Source organism: Paractinoplanes hotanensis, assembly GCF_023717965.1.
GTDB classification, from domain to species: Bacteria; Actinomycetota; Actinomycetes; order Mycobacteriales; family Micromonosporaceae; genus Actinoplanes; species Actinoplanes polyasparticus.
Window position 1 is genome coordinate 122813 of the sequence record NZ_JAMQOL010000052.1, and the last position, 17362, is coordinate 140174.

The window sequence follows — 17362 nt, forward strand, 5'->3', positions numbered from 1 at the left end:
TCAACGACTGACGTACGCCCAGGCGGTGCCGCCGGAAGTCAGCGGCACCTCCAGTCGCAGCAGTGGCATCAGAAACGCACGTCCTCGGGGCCGGTGGCCGTCGGCAGACCCGCGGCCAGCCAGGCCTCGACCCCGCCGACGAGGTCGGTCGCGTTGCGCAGCCCGACCGCGCGCAGGCTGGCGGCGGCCAGGCTCGAGCTGTAGCCCTGCCGGCACACCACCACGATCACCCGGTCCGGGTCGGCCGCCTCGGGGATGCGGTGCGGCGACTCCGGATCGAGTCGCCATTCCAGCACCGTACGGTCGATGACGATCGCGCCGGGCAGCGAACCCTGCTGCCGGCGCTGCACGTCGGTGCGCGTGTCGATGAGCAGCGCACCGGCCGTGACAGCGGCCCGTGTCTCATGGGGGCCGAGCCGGCGCAGACCCGCGCGCGCTCTCGCGAGCACGGCGTCCACACCGGTCAGGTTCCGAAGATCGACAGTGGTCACGAGCCGATCATTCCCCAGCTCGTGACCAGGCATGCCCGCAGGGACACAGCCAACTCAGCCGATCTCGTACGCCAGGTTGGGGCGCAGCCAGCGCTCGACCTCCTCCAGCGGCATCCCGCGGCGGCGGGCGTAGTCGGTGACCTGGTCCTTTCCGAGACGCCCGACGGTGAAGTAGCGCGACCCGGGGTGGGCGAAGATCAGGCCGCTGACCGCGGCGGCGGGCATCATCGCGTACGACTCGGTCAGCCCGACCCCGATCTCGTCCGTCCCCAGCAGCTCGAAGAGGTCTTTCTTCTCGCTGTGGTCGGGGCTGGCCGGATAGCCCAGCGCGGGCCGGATGCCCCGGAAGCGCTCGGCGTGCAGGTCTGCCAGGTCGGGCTGCGAGCCGGGCTCGAACCAATCGCGCCGGGCCTGCAGGTGCAGGTGTTCGGCGAACGCCTCGGCCAGCCGGTCGGCCAGCGCCTTCACCATGATCGCGCGGTAGTCGTCGTTCTCGGCCTCGTACTGGGCGGCCAGGTCGCCGGCGCCGTGGATCGCGACCGCGAAGCCGCCGAGGTGGTCGTTGTGGCCGGCCGGGGCGATGTAGTCGGCCAGGCAGCGGTTCGCGCGGCCCGCCGGCTTCTCGGTCTGCTGGCGCAGCATCGGGAACGTGACGCCGTTGCCGAGCACGATGTCGTCGCCCTCGCTGTGCGCCGGCCAGAACGCGTAGCGTCCCCGCGCCTCGAACGAGCCGTCCTTGATGATCTGGTCGAGCAGTTCGTTGGCGTCGTCGAACAGCTCGCGCGCGACCGGCTGCTCGAGGATCGCCGGGTACTTGCCCTTGAGCTCCCAGGCCAGGAACAGGAACTGCCAGTCGATCATCTCGCGCAGCTCGGCGATGGCCGGGCGCACATCGCGGACGCCGGTGAAGGCGGGCGTGGGCAGGTCGGCGAAGTCGACCTTCTCGCGGTTCGCCCGCGCCTGCTCGACGGTCAGGAGCGCCTGCGCGCGCCGGTTGGCGTGCTGTTCGCGCAGCCGCTCCTGGTCGGCCCGGTTGGCGGTGTCGAGCCGGTCGGCCCGGTCGGGCTCGAGCAGGTCGCTGACCACGCCGACGACCCGCGAAGCGTCGAGGACGTGGACGGTCGAGCCGTCGTAGGCGGGCGCGATGCGCACGGCCGTGTGCTGCTTGGACGTGGTCGCGCCGCCGATGAGCAGCGGCAGCTTGAGACCGCGGCGCTGCATCTCGGCGCCGACCGCGACCATCTCGTCGAGCGACGGGGTGATCAGGCCGGACAGCCCGACGACGTCGGCGCCCTCGCTGATCGCGGTGTCGAGGATCTTGGCGGCGGGCACCATCACGCCGAGGTCGATCACCTCGTAGTTGTTGCAGCCCAGCACCACGCCGACGATGTTCTTGCCGATGTCGTGGACGTCGCCCTTGACCGTGGCCAGCACGACCTTGCCCTGGCCGCGGCCGGTGTCGATCCGGCCCTCGAGACGCGCCTGTTCCTTCTCGGCCTCCATGAACGGCTCGAGGTAGGCCACCGAGCGCTTCATGACCCGGGCGCTCTTGACCACCTGGGGCAGGAACATCTTGCCCGAGCCGAAGAGGTCGCCGACGACCTTCATGCCGTCCATCAGCGGGCCCTCGATCACCTCGAGCGGCCGGGCCTTCTGCTGCCGGGCCTCCTCGGTGTCGGCCTCGATGTAGTCGACGATGCCGTGCACCAGCGCGTACGAGAGACGCTCGCCGACCGGGGCCTCGCGCCACGAGAGGTCGACCTCTCGCTGCTTGCCCTTGCCGGTCACGGTCGACGCGAACGTCACCAGCCGGTCGGTGGCGTCGGGGCGTCGGTCGAACAGCACGTCCTCGACCAGCTCGAGCAGATCGGCCGGAATGTCCTGGTAGACGGCGAGCTGACCGGCGTTGACGATGCCCATGTCGAGGCCGGCCTTGACGGCGTAGAAGAGGAACGCCGAGTGCATGGCCTCGCGCACGATGTCGTTGCCGCGGAACGAGAACGACAGGTTGGAGATGCCGCCGCTGGTGCGGGCGCCCGGGCAGCGCTCCTTGATCAGCGGGAGCGCCTCGAGGAACGCCTTGGCGTACCCGTTGTGCTCGGCGATGCCGGTGGCCACGGCGAGCACGTTGGGGTCGAAGATGATGTCGTCGGGGGCGAAGCCGGCCTCGTTGACCAGCAGGTCGTACGCCCGGCCGCAGATCTCGACCTTGCGGTCCCGGGTGTCGGCCTGGCCCTGCTCGTCGAAGGCCATCACGACCACGCCGGCGCCGAAGTCACGGATGCGGCGGGCCTGGGCCAGGAACGGCTCCTCGCCCTCCTTGAGGCTGATCGAGTTGACCACGCCCTTGCCCTGCACGCACTTCAGACCGGCCTCGAGCACGCTCCACCGCGAGCTGTCGATCATGACCGGGATCCGGGCCACCTCGGGCTCGGTGGCGATCAGGTTGAGGAAGGTGGTCATCGCCTGCTCGCTGTCGAGCAGGTCGGCGTCCATGTTCACGTCGAGCAGGTTGGCGCCGCCGCGCACCTGGTCGAGCGCGACGTCGACGGCGCCCTGGAAGTCGTCGGCCTCGATCAGCCGGCGGAACTTGGCCGAGCCGGTGACGTTGGTCCGCTCGCCGATCATGACGAAACCGGTGTCGGGACCGATCGCGAACGGTTCCAGGCCGCTGAACCGGGTCGTCGTCCGCGGGGGATTGATCTTCCGCGGTGCTTTACTCTTCGCCTTCGAGGCGATTTGTCCGATATGCGCGGGCGTGGTGCCACAGCATCCACCGACGATGTTGACCAGGCCTGCGGCGGCGAACTCCTCGAGCAGCGCGCTCGTCTGCGACGGGGTCTCGTCGTAGCCACCGAACGCGTTGGGCAGGCCCGCGTTGGGGTGTGCGGCCACGTAGACGTTGGAGAGGCGGGCCAGTTCGGCCACGTGTGGGCGGGCCTCGGTCGCGCCGAGCGCGCAGTTGACCCCCACGATCAGGGGCTCGGCCCGTTCGATGGAGCGCCAGAAGGCCTCGACGGTCTGACCGCTCAGCGTGCGGCCGGACAGGTCGACGATCGTCACCGAGATCCACAGCGGCAGCTCGGGCGCGACCTCGCGAGCGGCGGCGACGGCGGCCTTGGCGTTCAGCGTGTCGAAGATCGTCTCGATCAGCAGCAGGTCGACGCCGCCCTCGGCCAGGGCCGCGATCTGCTCGGCGTAGGCCGCCTTGACCTGGTCGAACGTGACCGCGCGGTACGCCGGGTCGTCGACCTTGGGCGAGAGCGAGAGGGTCACGTTGAGCGGGCCGATGGAACCCGCCACGAACCGGGTGCCGCCGGCCTCGTCGGCCGCCTGGCGGGCCAGTTGCGCGCCGCGGATGTTCATCTCCTTGACGTACGACTCCAGGCCGTAGTCGGCCTGGGCGATGCTCGTCGCGGTGAACGTGTTGGTGGTGGTGATGTCGGCGCCGGCCGCCAGATACTGCCGGTGGACGTCGAGGATCACATCGGGCCGGGTGAGGATCAGCAGGTCGGGGTCGCCGGTGACGTCCTGCGGGTGATCGGGGCTGATCAGCTCGCCGCGGTAGTCCTCCGGTTTCAGCTTGGCGCCCTGCAGCATCGTGCCCCAGGCGCCGTCGAGCACCAGGATCCGCTCGTCGAGCAGGCGCTTGAGCTCACTGATGCGTGCCGCACGAGTGTTGTCCACGGTTCTTTCCACACCGACCACCTCCGGTACAACGGAGGCGCCCTTGGTCGGTTTCCACCGAGCGAGCGTGGCGGGTGTCACCCCGTTGCAGCGCCTCTCGTCTCGGACCAACAAACTTACCCGATTTTCATTTCCCCGCCCCGCGCACCGCCAATGGGTGAGACGTGAGCGGCTGTTACTTCTATCTCGCGTACGCGTACGCGTACGCGTCGACGACGGCTGTCACTTCGCGTACGCGTCGACGACGGCCACATCGAGCGGGAAGCGCACGGCGGTGTCGCCGAACAGCAGCCGCCCGGCCGTCACCGCGCTCTCGTGCAGGGCCGCCACGACCCGATCGGCCTCCTCAGCCGGGCAGTGCACAACCACCTCGTCGTGCACGAACAGCACCATCTCGGCCTTGCTGCCCTCGAGCGCGGCGCGCAGCGTCGCGAGCAGCACCAGAGCCCACTCGGCGGCGGTCGCCTGCACGACGAAGTTGCGGGTGAAGCGCCCCCGGGCGCGACCCGAGGCGCCAATGGGCTCCGCGGCCTCTTCGGGTGGATCGAGACCGGCGTCGCGCCAGGACGCGGACGACGGCGGGCAGGTGCGGCCTAGCCAGGAGCGGACCAGCCCACCGGACTCGCCGATCCGGGCGGCCTGCTCGACGAACTCGAACGCCGTCGGGTAGTGCTTGCGCAGCACCGCAAGAGCGGGGATGGCGGCCCCGCCGGTCTGCCCGTACATGGCGCCGAGCAGCGCGACCTTGGCCTTGGCCCGGTCGCCGTCGAACGAATCGGTGGCGAGCGCGGCATAGAGATCGCCGGCCGCGGCCGCGGCGGCCAGCCGCCGGTCACCCGAGACGGCCGCGAGCGCTCGCGGCTCGACCTGACCGGCGTCGGCGACCACGAAGCGCCACCCCGGGTCGGCCACCACCGCCCGCCGCACCGACTTGGGCACCTGCAGGGCGCCGCCGCCGCGGGTGGCCCAGCGGCCGCTGACCACGCCGCCCGGCACGTATTCCGGCCGGAACCGCCCCTGGCTGACCCAGGAGTCGCACCAGGCCCAGCCGTGCGCCGTCCAGATGCGGTAGAGCTCCTTGTATTCGAGCAGGGGCCGCACCGCCGGGTGGTCGACGTTCTTCAGCACCCAGGCCCGGGTGTTGGGGATGTCGATGCCGGCCCGGGCGAAGGCGCGCACGACCTCGGCCGGCGAATCGGGGTGCAGCCCCCAGGCGCCGAAGGCGGCGTTGATCTCGGCCGTCAGCTCGGCCAGCCGGCGCGGCGGCCCGACCGGCTGAGGCGGCCCGAGCAGCTCACGCAGCAGTTCGTCGTGCAGATCGGCCCGCCAGGGCAGACCGACGTGCCCCATCTCGGCCCCGACCAGCGCCCCGGCTGACTCGGCCGCGACCAGCAGCCGGAACCGCCCGGGGTGCTCGGTCTGCGCCATGCGGGCGATCTGGTCGGCACAGACCTCGCGCACAACCTCGATGTCCACCGCCGCCACCGGCGACCCCGCTGACTCGAACAAGGCAGCCTGGGCGAACCCCGGCGGCTCAGCGATGCGGGGTGGCGGGTCAGCCGGAACCGGCAGACCGTGCAGACGTGCGTGGGCGGCAGCCGGCGACCGCGGCTCGCCCCAGCGCCCGGCGTGGCCGGAGAGCAGCGCCTCGGTCAGTTCGAGATCGTGGCAGCGGGCCACCCGCACCCCGGCTCGCAGCAGGCCCGGGTAGATGTCGGCCGTGGCCGGCCAGACCCAGCGGGGGTGGTCGGCGGCTTCCCGTTCGCCGATCGCCCCCGCCAGGTCGCCGACCTGCCGGACGGGCCCGGCAGCCGTGCCGTCGGCGCGCAGGTCTTGCAGGCGGCCCCCTCGACCGCCCGCCTCCGCCACCACCGCTGTCAGCACCCCGTCATTCTGTCCCGGGGGTACGACACTTTCCGGCCGGGGAAGGATAGGGACCATGACACTGACTGTGAGCGTGCTGGGCACCGGCATCATGGGCGCCGCGATGGCCCGAAATCTGATCAAGGCCGGGCACACCGTCCGCGTCTGGAACCGCAGCGCCGGCAAGGCGGCGCCCCTCGCCGATGACGGCGCTGTGGTCGCCCCGAACCCGGCCGAGGCCGTGCGGGACGCCGATGTGGTGCTCACCATGCTCTACGACGGGGCTGCCGTCCGCGAGGTGATGAGCGAGGCTTTCCCGTCGGTCAAGGCCGGCGCCCTCTGGGTCCAGTCGACGACGGTGAGCCTGTCCGACGTCGACCAGCTGGCGGCCGAGGCGGGGCAGCACGGCCTCGCCTTCTTCGACGCGCCCGTACTGGGAACGCGCCAGCCGGCCGAGGCGGGGCAGCTCACCGTGCTCGCCGCCGGTCCGGCCGACCGCCGCGACGAGGTCACCCCTGTCTTCGAGGCAGTCGGGGCCCGTACGGTGTGGCTCGACCGGCCCGGCGCGGCGACCCGCCTCAAGCTGGTCGCCAACAGCTGGGTGCTGGCGCTCACCCACGCCGGCGCCGAGACGCTCGCGCTGGCCGAGGCCCTCGGGGTCGATCCCGACATGTTCTTCGAGCTCATCGAGGGCGGCCCGCTCGACAACGGCTACCTGCGGGCCAAGGCCGGCCTGATCCGCGCCGGCAAGTTGTCCCCGGCCGGTTTCGCGGTGACCACGGCCGAGAAGGACGCACGCCTGATCGCCGAGGCCGGCCGGCAGCACGGCGTCCGCCTCGACCTGGCCGAGGCCGGGGCCGAGCGCTTCCGTCGTGCTGCCGAGCAGGGCCACGGCGACGAGGACATGGCTGCCACGTACTACGCGAGCTTCGAGAATTGACCGGTCAGACGCGGTAGACCGAGATCGTCTGGTGCAGCTCCTCGGCCATCCGGGCCAGTTCCTGAGCGGTCGCCTGGGTCTCGGTCGCCCCGGTGGCGGTGGCGTCCGCGGCCTGGGCCACGCCGGCGATGTTCCCGGCGATGTCGTTGGCGCTGCTGGACGCCTCGGCGACGCTGCGGGCCATCTCGTTGGTGGTGGCGGTCTGCTCCTCGACCGCGGCCGCGATGGTCGCGGCATGGTCGTTGATCCGCGCGGTCACCTCGGTGATCTCGCCGATCGCGGCCACGGCCTGCTCGGTCTCGTGCTGAATGGCGCCGATCCGGCGGGAGATGTCGTCGGTGGCCCGGGCGGTCTCCTGCGCGAGGTCCTTGACCTCGGAGGCGACGACGGCGAAGCCCTTGCCCATCTCGCCGGCCCGGGCGGCCTCGATGGTGGCGTTCAGCGCGAGCAGGTTGGTCTGCCCGGCGATCGACGTGATGAGCTGCACCACGCTGCTGATCTCGGCCGACGACCGGCCGAGCTGGGCCACGATCTCGTTGGTCTTGTCGGCGGTCTGCGCGGCCTGGGCCGAGACCGAGGCGGCCTGGGTGGCGCTGGTGGCGATCTCGCGGATCGCCACACCCATCTCGTCGGCGCCGGCGGCCACGGTCTGCACGTTCTGCGACACCATGCCGGCCGCGGACGAGACGGTGCCGGCCTGGGCCGACGTCTCCTCGGCGGCCGAGGACATCTGCACCGAGACGGCGGAGAGCTCCTCGGAGGCGGCCGCGACGTGGCGCGCGTTGTCACCGACCTGGCGGACCATGACGGCCATCGACTCGGTCGAGGTGTCCAGCGCCTCGGCCAGCCGGCCCACCTCGTCCTTGCCGCGCATGCCGGTGCGGGCGGTCAGGTCGCCGTCCCGGATGGCCAGCAGCACCTTCACGGCCCGGGCCAGCGGCTTGGTGATCAGCCGGGCCACGCCCATCGCGAGCCCCACGCCCAGCAGCAGGCCGGCGACGATCAGCGCGATGATCAGGGTACGGGCGGTCTCGTACGCGGCCTGAGCCTCGACCTGCGCCTCCTCCGCGTGGGCGATGGTCTGCGCCGCCAGGGTGTCCATGGCCTCGCGGGCCTGGGCGACCAGCGGGTCGACCTCGTTCTCGCGGATGGCCGCGACCCGGGCCGCGTCGTCCACCCGGCTCGCCGGGAGCAGCTTGTTGTCGAGCACGTCGAGGTACTTGGCCCAGGCCCGGTCGAACGTGGCCAGCGCCTCGATCCGGACCGGTCCGAGCTCGAACGACTTGTAGCGGCTCTCGGTCTCGGCCAGGGTCTTCACGTCGGCGGCGATGGCCTTCTCGGCCTCGGCCTCAACCTTGTCGTCGGCGGTGACGAAATGGTCGAGCGAGTCGATGCGGACGCGGTTGAAGGCGTTGCGCATCTCGGCGATCGTCTCCAACTGGACGGTGCCGCCGTAGACGTCGTTGGTGTTCTGGTTGATCTGCGCCAATTTCACCGCGGCGAACGAGGACACCCCCGTGCCGAGCGCGGCGACCACCATCACCGAAGTCAGGATCTTCGTGCTGACCCGCAGGTCCGACACCCAACCGATCAGTCCGTGCCGGTGTCCCGGCTCCTCCAGCCTCGACGGCCCCATCACACTCTCCTCGAAGTGGCAGCCCCGAGGGCCGCGTTCGAGGGTCAATCGTGCGTACGTCGCCGGATCGGAGAAGTCGGGCACACCGCACCCAATTACAACCGTCAGATACCCAGCTCGGCCAGGTCGTCCGCGGTCAGCTTCAGCTCGGACGCCTCGGCCGAGTCGCGGATGGTCTCCGGACGACTGGCCCCCGGAATCGGCACCACCACGGGCGACTTGTCCAGGTGCCAGGCCAGGCAGACGCGCTGCGGGCTCACCCCGTGGCGCTCGGCCACCGCGGCGAACCGGTCGGCGTGGCCGCCCAGCTCGGCCGCCTTGCTGATGCCGCCGAGCGGCGACCACGGCAGGAAGGCGATGCCCAACTCGTCACAGAGCCGCAGCTCGGGCTCGGACGAGAGGAACGCCGGCGAGAACTGGTTCTGCACCGAGACCAGCCGGCCGCCCAGGATCTCCTGCGCCTGGCGGATCTGGCCCGGGTCGGCGTTCGAGATGCCGGCCATCCGGATCTTGCCGGCGTCGAGCAGGTCGCGGAGGGCGCCGATGGCGTCGGCGTAGTCGACCTGCGGGTCGGGCCGGTGGTACTGGTAGAGCCCGATGGCCTCGACGCCGAGCCGCTTGAGCGACGCCTCACATGCCTGCCGCAGGTAGTCCGGCGAGCCGTTCACCGTCCAGCTGCCGTCGCCCGGGCGCAGGTGCCCGCCCTTGGTGGCGACCAGCACGCTCGACGTGTCCCCGCCGTAGGTGGCCAGGGCGCGGGCGATCAGCGACTCGTTGTGCCCGACCTCGTCGGCGCCGACGTGATAGGCGTCCGCGGTGTCGATCAGCGTGATGCCCGCGTCGAGCGCGGCGTGGATCGTGCGGATCGACCGCTCCTCGTCGGGCCGCCCCTCGATCGACATCGGCATGCCGCCGAGCCCGATCGCGCCGACCGTCACGTCACCGATGCGGCGACTCTGCATGGTCAAAACCTTCTTTCGCGTACGGGGACCGTGCGCCCCCACAAAACTCTCGTACCCCAGCGCCCCCGGATAACCCGGCGGATCGACTAACATTGCCGCGATTTCACGTACCCCCGGGAGCGAGGCGACATGCGGTGGTTCCGGCTCGGTTCCGGGCGGCAGAAAGATCCCGCCGCTGGTCAGGCCATCGTCGACGACGTACGGGAACGCTTCGGCGCCCACCTGCAGGGCTCGTTCCACGAGCAGGCCGAGGCGGTCGTTCCCCTGCTCGCCGGCGACGAGGGGGTGGCCGCGGCGGCGGCGATCCTGCGCGAGTTCGCCGACAGCGCGTACGCCGATCTTCAGACCCAGACGGCCGAGCTCTCCCGCCGCACCGGCTACGCCTTCGCCGTCGACCGCGCCGACTACCGCTCGCTGTGGCGCGACACGCAGGGTCAGTTGCGCTGGCCGCTCTTCACCCTGCCGTGCCGCCTCCACCCATACATCCAGGTCAGCGCGGCCGCCGCGGTGATCAGCGCCGAGGCTAAGCGGGCCACCCGGCTGACCGCCCCGGGCCCGCTGCTGGCCCACGTCCTCGAGATCCTCGACCTCACGATCGACGGGTGGGAGTTCGCCCGCGTCCGCCCCGACACCGACGCCGCCACCCTCGCCCACCGGCTGATCGGCGCCGCCCGCGACCTGCGGGGTGCGATGAGCGACGAGCCCCCGCTCCCCCGCCCGGTCCGCGAGCTCATGCGCCGCAACCACACCGTCGACATCTACGACGCCGCGTCCCCGCAGGTCGTCGGCGGTTTCAACCCCGGCCGCGAGATGCGCGAGGCCCTGCTGGCCTGAGCTACGAGTCGCTCGAGCGGGCCCACAGGTTGATGCCCGCCTCGGTGGCGTACTTGTCGATCTCGGCCAGCTCGTCGGCCGTGAAGGCGAGCCGGCCCAGGGCGGCCACGTTGTTCTCGAGCTGGGTGACGCTGCTCGCGCCGAGCACGACCGAGGTCATCCGCGGGTCGCGCAGCGCCCAGGCGATCGCCATCTGCGCCAGCGACTGGCCCCGCCGCTGCGCGATCTCGTTCAGCGACCGGACCTTGCCCAGGTTCTCGTCGTTGATCCAGTCCGGGGTCAGCGACTTGTTCTCGGTCGCGCGCGACCCCTCGGGCACGCCGTTCAGGTAGCGGTCGGTGAGCATGCCCTGCGCGAGCGGCGAGAACGCGATGCAGCCGGCGCCGTCGCGCTCCAGCTGGTCGAGCAGGCCGCCCTCGATCCAGCGGTTCAACATCGAGTACGACGGCTGGCTGATCAGCAGGGGCGTGCCGAGCTCGCGCAGGATGGCCGCGGCCTCGGCCGTCTTCTCCGGCGAGTAGGACGAGATGCCCGCGTACAGGGCCTTGCCCGACCGGACGGCGGCGGCCAGCGCGCCCATCGTCTCCTCGATCGGCGTCTCCGGGTCGTGCCGGTGCGAATAGAAGATGTCGACGTAGTCGAGGCCCATCCGCCGCAGCGACTGGTCGAGCGACGCGGTCAGATACTTGCGGGAGCCCCAGTCGCCGTAGGGGCCCGGCCACATGTCGTACCCGGCCTTGGTGGAAATGACGAGCTCGTCGCGGTAGGGGGCGAAATCCGTGGCGAGCACCCGTCCGAAGTTGGCTTCGGCCGAGCCGTACGGGGGCCCGTAGTTGTTCGCCAGGTCGAAGTGGGTGATGCCCAGGTCGAAGGCGCGGCGCAGGATGGCCCGCTGGGTCTCGAGCGGCCGGTCGTCGCCGAAGTTGTGCCACAGCCCCAGCGACACCACCGGCAACTTCAGCCCCGAGCGGCCGCTGCGGCGGTACTCCATGGATGCGTAACGGTCCGCGTCGGCGGTGTAGATCTCGGGCACGACTGTCCTCCGCAGGGGATGCAACAAAACATGACCAACCTAGCCTGCCCCGGGGCCGCTCCCGATCCGATCTCGGACCCTGGTCCGATGCGCCCCGGCCCCGCCCCCGCGACACTGACCGGGTGAGATTCCGTTGGATCGCCGCCGGCCTGGTCGTCCTGCTCGCCGTGGCCGTCGGCGGCCTGGCCCTCGCCTACCCGTCGGCCGCCGCGACCACCTGCCCCGGCTGCTACGGGTTGACGCGGGTGCACGACGGCCTCTGGAGCGAACGCGGTCTCACCACGGCGCAAAAAGATCAGCTGACCACCCTCGCGGCCGACGCCCGCCGGCGCGTCGCCGAGTTCTACGGCGGCCGCGAATCCGATCCGCGACTCGTCGCCTGCTTCACCGACGACTGTTACGACCGCGTCGGCGGCGGTGGTGAGAAGGGCATCGCGGTCCTCAACCGCGCCGTCATGCTTTCGCCGCGCGGTCTCGACGCCGTCATCGCCTCCCATGAGATGTCCCATGTCGAGCTGCACGAACGGCTCGACGCCGAGGTGCCGCAGTGGTTCGACGAGGGTCTCGCCGTCGTCGTCTCGGCCGACCCCGCTACCTGGGCGAACACTGCGCCGGGCCGGGCGACGACGCTCCCCTGCCCGAGACGCTGCCGGCCTGGCTGAGCGCCGCCGGCGCCGACCAACAGGTCTACTCCCGGGCCCGGTGCCGGGTCAGCCGCTGGCTCGACACCCACGGCGGCCCACCGGCCGCACTGAAACTTATCGATCAACTCAACCGCGGCGAAGCGTTTCCGGAGTTACGGTGAAGCCATGACGTTGCGCGAGACGCCACCGTTCCGGGCCGACCACGTCGGCAGTCTGCTTCGCCCCGCCCGCCTGCTCGAGGCCCGCGAGCGGCGCGCCACCGGCGAGATCGACGCCGACGAGTTACGCGCCACCGAGAGTGAGGCCATCCGCGATGTCGTGCGCATGCAGCGCGACGTGGGCCTGCGCTCGGCCACCGACGGCGAGTTCCGCCGCACCTCGTGGCACATGGATTTCATCTACCGCCTCGGCGGCATCCATCCCACCGACGAAAAGATCCAGGTCCACTTCCGCAACGCCGACGGCGAGATCGACTTCGAGTCGGCGGCGCTGGCCGTCGACGGCCCGATCCGGCTGACCGAGACGATCTTCGGCGACGACTTCGCCTTCCTGCAGTCCATCGTGGACGACGGCGTCACCGCCAAGCTGACCATCCCGTCGCCCAGCATGGTCCACTACCGCGGCGGCCGGGCCGCGATCGACCCGGCGGTCTACCCCGACCACGAGCAGTTCTGGGCCGATCTCAGCGCCGCGTACGCCGAACAGGTGCGCCGCGTCGCCGGCCTGGGCTGCCGCTACCTGCAGCTCGACGACACCAGCCTGGCCTATCTCAACGACCCGGCCCAGCGCCGCCTGCTGACCGAGCGCGGCGACGACGCCGAACACCAGCACCTGCGCTACATCCGCCAGATCAACGCGGCCATCGCCGACCGTCCCGAGGGCCTGGCCGTGACCACCCACATGTGCCGCGGCAACTTCCGCTCGTCCTGGACGGCCGAGGGCGGCTACGACTTCGTGGCCGAGGCCCTGTTCAGCGAGCTGGCCGTCGACGGCTTCTTCCTCGAGTACGACGACGAGCGCTCCGGCGACTTCGCCCCCCTGCGCTTCGTCCCACCGGGCAAACAGGTCGTGCTGGGCCTGGTCACCACCAAGCGCGGCGCCCTCGAATCCAAGGACCAGCTGAAGCGCCGCATCGACGAGGCCGCCCGCTACGTCCCCCTCGAGCAGCTGTGCCTCTCCCCCCAGTGCGGCTTCTCGTCCACCGTCGAGGGCAACGCGCTCACCTACGACGAAGAGGTCGCCAAACTGGCCCTGATCGTCGAAACCGCCGAGGAGGTCTGGGGCTAGCGCGCCAGTTCCGCACCAGGGCCTCACTCGCGTCCCACAGGTCACGCCGCCGTCCCGCGACCACCCGCCGCGAGCGGGAGGTGCTCGGCCACCTCCTGACCGGTGCCACCAACGCCGAAATCGCGAAGACCGTTCGCGGCGACCGCGCGGTTGTGCTCCGTACGTCGAAGCTGGCCCGGCCCGGCCAGGAGCGGCAGCTCCTCTCCGTCCCCGCGGCACGGTATCGGCTCGGCGCGGTGACGTTCGCCCGGGCCGGCAACTCGTTCCGCTTCTGGGTGGTGGTCAACGACCGATCAGGTGACCGCCGTCTCCCGCCCGGAACTCAACGGTTTACTACGGCCTGCGCAGCGGCCTGGTGCGCAGCAAGAACGCCCTCGGCCCGACTGTCGGCTACCGGTCCTCGCCGTCCGACAAGGTGACCTCGATCTTCTTCAACGGCGCGAACATCGTCTGGTCCTGGTGCGCACGGACGACCGGGAACGGCTGCACCATCCGCTTCGTAGGCTCGGACACCGTGTATTCCGGCGGTCACCAGGTGCACGACCTGCAAGGTGACTCGCGCTGGATCTTCTATGCCAACAGCGCCGGCGTGCAGCGGCAACCTCGTTGAGAACGGACTGATCCCCCGGCGCAGGGACGCCGGGGGATCAGGACCTACTTGACGGCGCCGGCGGTGAGGCCGGCCTGGATCTGACGCTGGAAGATGGCGTACACGATGATCATGGGGAGAATCGTGAGGACCAGGGCGGCGAAGAGGGTGGACCATTCGGCCTGGTAGCCGGCCGAGACGCTGATCTGGGCGATGCCCTGGGTGAGCAGCAGTTTCTGGTCGGAGCCGGGGCCGCTCATGATGACCACCGGCAGCAGGTACTGGTTCCACTGGCCGACGATGTTGAAGATCGTGATGCTGACCAGGCCGGAGCGGGCCATCGGCATCATGATCTGGAAGAACTTGCGGACGTGGGAGGCGCCGTCGACCGTGGCCGCCTCCTCGATCTCGTACGGCAGGCTCTTGAAGAACGCGGCCAGGAAGAAGATCGTGAACGGCAGCGAGTAGGCGATGTACACCAGGATCAGGCCCGTGAACGAGCCCAGCAGGCCGATGCCCTTGAGGATGTAGAACAGCGGCGCCAGCGCCATGAACGTCGGGAACGCCAGGCCCGAGACGAACAGGTAATAGATCGCGCGGTTGCCCGGGAACTTGTAGCGGGCCAGCACATAGGCGGCCATCGCGCCCAGCAGCATCGTGCCGGCGGTGCTGATCAGCACCACGAAGACGCTGTTGATGAAGTAGCGGCCGATGTGCGCGTCGCTCCACGCGTTGGCGTACGTGCTGAACGAGAACTGATTGGGCAGCGCGAACGGCTTGCCCAGGAAGATCTCGGTGTTGCTCTTGAACGACGCGAGCAGCACCCAGAGCAGCGGGCCGGCCGTGATCAGGGCCCAGGCGATCAGGGCGACGTGGGAGAGGCCGGTGGCGATCTTGAGGTCGCGCTTGGGTTCCGGCGCGCGGCCCGCGGAGGGCGCCGTGGTGCCGGGGGTCTTGGTGATGGTGGTCATCGTCTCGCCTCTCGCCGCTCAGGCTTCGACGGATTCGCGCCGGGTGGCCGACAAGGTCACCCAAGCGAAAGTCAGGGTCAGGAAGAAGAGGACCACACCCAGCGCGGAGGCGTAGCCGGCCTGCGAGAACTCGAAGGCGTTGCGGTAGATCATGAGGCTGAGCACCGAGGTCGCGCCGTCGGGGCCGCCGCGGTCGACGGTCATGATGTTGACCAGCGCGAAGGCGTCGAAGGCGGCGATGCCGAGGTAGACCCAGGCGACCTGCACCGTGTTCCACAGCAGCGGGATGGTGATCTTGAAGAACAGGGTCACCCGGCTGGCGCCGTCGATCGCGGCCGCCTCGTACACCTCGGTCGGGATGTTGCCCATGCCGGCCGAGAACAGCACGACGTAGAAGCCGACCGCCTGCCAGACCAGCACGACGAGGATGCAGCCCATCGCGTAGCGTTCGTCGGCCAGGAACAGCCAGGGTGACCACGACTCCGGGAACAAGCCGTTGATCATGCCGCTCTTGTCCGGCCCGAACACCCGGCCGAAGATCACCGCGACGATGGCCAGCGCCAGCAGCTGCGGGAAGAAGAAGATGATCCGGTAGACCTTCGAGCCCCAGACACCGCGGGTCACCCCGCCCTTGTGCCCGCCGCCCACATTGAGCAGGAACGCGAAGACCAGGGCGAGGACGACGGTGATGAGCGGCAGGAAGACCAGCAGGAAGATGTTGTGCTTGATCGACTGCCAGAAGGTCGTGTCGTCCCACATCTTGCGGAAGTTCTCCAGGCCGACGAAGTTCTCGACCGGCCCGAGGCCCGACCATTCGTAGACCGACAGATAGAACGCCTGGATGTAGGCCCAGACCACGAAGACCGCGTAGAGCGCCACCGGCACGACAAGGAAGCCGATGATGAAGGGATACTTGCCGTGCCGCATGGCGTCTACCGTCCTGCCTTCGTGCTTTGGATCAGTTACCGATTGATCAGCTGCGGGTGAACTTGGTGACGGCGGAGTCCTTGGCCACGGCCTGGGACGCCTTCTCCATCCGTTCGCAGAACTTCGCCGCGTCGTAGTCCTTGAACATCAGGTCGTTGGCCGCGGCGCGGGACTCGTCGTCGAGCTTCTTGTACCAGGTGTCGAACAGGTAGCCCACGAAGATGTCCTTGCCGGCCTTGGTCACCGCGTCGTTCGCGCTGGTCAGCCCGGGGGAGATCGTCTGGCCGTCGGACGCGCCCGCCACCACCGTAAGCGACTTGGTGAGCTTCGTGAACTCCAGCGCTGCCTCCTTGGAGAGCATGGTGCGCAGGTATTCCTTGCCGCCCTGGGGGTTCTTGCCCTTGGCCGCGGCGAAGTAGATCTCACCGGCGGCCGCGTTGATCGCCGTGGCCGGCAGCTTGTCGGCGGCGGTGACGCTCGGGTACGCCGCGATCGCGTACTCGAAGCCGCTGGGGGTGTCCTTGGCCTGCTCGTTCTCGAGCCAGGAGCCGCACGGGTAGAACCCGACCTTGTCCTGGTTCTGCTGGAGCTGGACCTCGGTGTGACGCAGGCCGAGGAACGTCTTGTTGATGTAGTTCTTGCCGATGCCGGCCCACGCCTCGGCCGCCTGCTTGATGGCGTCGTTGGTCCAGGCGCCTTCCTTCAGGTTGTCGATGTCCTTGAGAACCTGCTCGGTGCCGATCTTGCCGGCGCTGGTCAGGATGGCCCGGACCATGTAGTACGACGCGTTGGCGCCCGCGTAGCCGAACGGCACGACGCCCGCGGCCTTCATCTTGTCGCACAGCGCGGTGAACTCGGCCCACGTGGTCGGCGGGGTCCAGCTGTTCTTCTTGAACAGCGCCGCGTTGTACCAGAGGCCGAACACGGTGTACGAGTAGTTCACCGCGAACGGCTTGCCGTCGTAGCTGCCCTGCTCGATCGCGCCCGGCACCAGGGTGTCGGCCACGGTCTTGCCCTGGATGTCGAGCGACGGCGCGGCGAACAGGTCGGTCAGGTCGGCCGCCTGGCCGGCCTTCACGATGGCGCCGAAGTCCATCAGCTTCGACCCCGAGTTGTTGATCATGTCCGGCGGGTTGCCGCCGTTGATCCGCGGCTGGATGACCGTCGAGATCTCTTCGGTCTGCGAGTACGTGACCTTGGCTTCCGGCCACTTCTTGTTGAACAGCGGGGTGTCCACCTTGGTGGCGTAGTCCGTGCCCAGACCGCCGTTGAAGATCACGATCTCGACGCCGGCCTTGGGGTCGATGCCGAGCGGGTTGTCCGCCGACTTCGTACCGGTGGCTTGCTCCTGCGTGCCCTCGTCGGAGCTGCCGACACAGGCGCTGAGCATGCCGACGGCGGGGGTGGCCAGGAGACCGACGGCAGCCGCGCGACGCAGCAGCGTACGACGGTCCAGTTCGGGCTTCGGGAATATGTCGGTCACAGCATCTCCTCAGTG

Annotated in this window: 14 protein-coding genes; 5 read left to right on the plus strand and 9 right to left on the minus strand. The window is 69.9% G+C overall.

The features are described from left to right. Positions 1-68: 68 nt before the first annotated feature. The 3 genes from LXN57_RS35545 to LXN57_RS35555 form a co-directional block, all read right to left on the minus strand. Positions 69-524, minus strand: coding sequence for a rhodanese-like domain-containing protein (locus tag LXN57_RS35545; protein WP_251802611.1), 456 nt, complete (start codon positions 522-524; stop codon positions 69-71). A 21-nt stretch (positions 525-545) separates the two neighbouring features. Then, positions 546-4178 (minus strand): methionine synthase, encoded by a 3633-nt coding sequence (metH, locus tag LXN57_RS35550; protein WP_438872951.1) that lies wholly within the window; start codon positions 4176-4178, stop codon positions 546-548. A 222-nt stretch (positions 4179-4400) separates the two neighbouring features. Beyond that, positions 4401-6119: a bifunctional 3'-5' exonuclease/DNA polymerase gene (locus tag LXN57_RS35555; protein ID WP_438872950.1), complete on the minus strand. Its 1719-nt coding sequence runs from the start codon at positions 6117-6119 to the stop codon at positions 4401-4403. On the opposite strand from LXN57_RS35555, the gene LXN57_RS35560 reads away from it, so the two are divergent. Continuing rightward, positions 6118-6981: an NAD(P)-dependent oxidoreductase gene (locus LXN57_RS35560; RefSeq protein WP_251802614.1), complete on the plus strand. Its 864-nt coding sequence runs from the start codon at positions 6118-6120 to the stop codon at positions 6979-6981. The two genes, LXN57_RS35555 and LXN57_RS35560, sit on opposite strands and share 2 nt — an antisense overlap. A 4-nt stretch (positions 6982-6985) precedes the next feature. Here LXN57_RS35560 and LXN57_RS35565 read toward each other — a convergent pair whose 3' ends face one another. Next, positions 6986-8617, minus strand: coding sequence for a methyl-accepting chemotaxis protein (locus tag LXN57_RS35565; protein WP_251802615.1), 1632 nt, complete (start codon positions 8615-8617; stop codon positions 6986-6988). Positions 8618-8721: 104 nt separating this feature from the next. After that, positions 8722-9579 (minus strand): aldo/keto reductase, encoded by an 858-nt coding sequence (locus LXN57_RS35570; protein ID WP_251802616.1) that lies wholly within the window; start codon positions 9577-9579, stop codon positions 8722-8724. A gap of 129 nt (positions 9580-9708) precedes the next feature. On the opposite strand from LXN57_RS35570, the gene LXN57_RS35575 reads away from it, so the two are divergent. Beyond that, positions 9709-10413, plus strand: a complete 705-nt coding sequence (locus LXN57_RS35575) for a hypothetical protein (RefSeq protein ID WP_251802617.1) — start codon at positions 9709-9711, stop codon at positions 10411-10413. Between the two features lies 1 nt (position 10414). On the opposite strand, the gene mgrA is transcribed toward LXN57_RS35575, so the two are convergent. Next, complete coding sequence (mgrA, locus tag LXN57_RS35580; RefSeq protein WP_251802636.1) at positions 10415-11404, minus strand: L-glyceraldehyde 3-phosphate reductase; 990 nt, start codon at positions 11402-11404, stop codon at positions 10415-10417. 164 nt (positions 11405-11568) lie between these two features. On the opposite strand from mgrA, the gene LXN57_RS35585 reads away from it, so the two are divergent. From LXN57_RS35585 to LXN57_RS35595, 3 genes are all read left to right on the plus strand, one after another. Further along, positions 11569-12108: a hypothetical protein gene (locus LXN57_RS35585; RefSeq protein WP_251802618.1), complete on the plus strand. Its 540-nt coding sequence runs from the start codon at positions 11569-11571 to the stop codon at positions 12106-12108. 147 nt (positions 12109-12255) lie between these two features. Continuing rightward, the gene (locus LXN57_RS35590) at positions 12256-13377 is read left to right on the plus strand and encodes a 5-methyltetrahydropteroyltriglutamate--homocysteine S-methyltransferase (protein WP_251802619.1); all 1122 of its coding nucleotides are present in this window, start codon (positions 12256-12258) and stop codon (positions 13375-13377) included. Between the two features lie 355 nt (positions 13378-13732). After that, the gene (locus tag LXN57_RS35595) at positions 13733-13987 is read left to right on the plus strand and encodes a hypothetical protein (RefSeq protein WP_251802620.1); all 255 of its coding nucleotides are present in this window, start codon (positions 13733-13735) and stop codon (positions 13985-13987) included. Positions 13988-14031: 44 nt separating this feature from the next. Here the strand turns inward: LXN57_RS35595 and LXN57_RS35600 are convergent, their stop codons facing one another. From LXN57_RS35600 to ngcE, 3 genes are read right to left on the minus strand one after another with little or no spacing between them, the layout of a single operon-like run. Then, positions 14032-14937 carry a carbohydrate ABC transporter permease gene (locus LXN57_RS35600; RefSeq protein ID WP_251802621.1) on the minus strand — a complete coding sequence of 302 codons (906 nt, stop codon included), beginning with the start codon at positions 14935-14937 and terminating at the stop codon, positions 14032-14034. Positions 14938-14955: 18 nt separating this feature from the next. After that, positions 14956-15864 carry a carbohydrate ABC transporter permease gene (locus tag LXN57_RS35605; protein WP_221381473.1) on the minus strand — a complete coding sequence of 303 codons (909 nt, stop codon included), beginning with the start codon at positions 15862-15864 and terminating at the stop codon, positions 14956-14958. A 46-nt stretch (positions 15865-15910) separates the two neighbouring features. Next, complete coding sequence (gene ngcE, locus LXN57_RS35610; RefSeq protein ID WP_251802622.1) at positions 15911-17347, minus strand: N-acetylglucosamine/diacetylchitobiose ABC transporter substrate-binding protein; 1437 nt, start codon at positions 17345-17347, stop codon at positions 15911-15913. Positions 17348-17362: the final 15 nt, after the last annotated feature.

Bases quoted from the DNA above. Each gene is read 5' to 3' on its own strand.
- LXN57_RS35545 (WP_251802611.1), bottom strand. From the start codon at position 524: ATGCCTGGTCACGAGCTGGGGAATGATCGGCTCGTGACCACTGTCGAT.
- LXN57_RS35560 (WP_251802614.1), top strand. From the start codon at position 6,118: ATGACACTGACTGTGAGCGTGCTGGGCACCGGCATCATGGGCGCCGCG.
- LXN57_RS35555 (WP_438872950.1), bottom strand. From the start codon at position 6,119: ATGGTCCCTATCCTTCCCCGGCCGGAAAGTGTCGTACCCCCGGGACAG.
- LXN57_RS35565 (WP_251802615.1), bottom strand. From the start codon at position 8,617: ATGGGGCCGTCGAGGCTGGAGGAGCCGGGACACCGGCACGGACTGATC.
- LXN57_RS35570 (WP_251802616.1), bottom strand. From the start codon at position 9,579: ATGCAGAGTCGCCGCATCGGTGACGTGACGGTCGGCGCGATCGGGCTC.
- LXN57_RS35575 (WP_251802617.1), top strand. From the start codon at position 9,709: ATGCGGTGGTTCCGGCTCGGTTCCGGGCGGCAGAAAGATCCCGCCGCT.
- mgrA (WP_251802636.1), bottom strand. From the start codon at position 11,404: ATGGAGTACCGCCGCAGCGGCCGCTCGGGGCTGAAGTTGCCGGTGGTG.
- LXN57_RS35590 (WP_251802619.1), top strand. From the start codon at position 12,256: ATGACGTTGCGCGAGACGCCACCGTTCCGGGCCGACCACGTCGGCAGT.
- LXN57_RS35600 (WP_251802621.1), bottom strand. From the start codon at position 14,937: ATGACCACCATCACCAAGACCCCCGGCACCACGGCGCCCTCCGCGGGC.
- LXN57_RS35605 (WP_221381473.1), bottom strand. From the start codon at position 15,864: ATGCGGCACGGCAAGTATCCCTTCATCATCGGCTTCCTTGTCGTGCCG.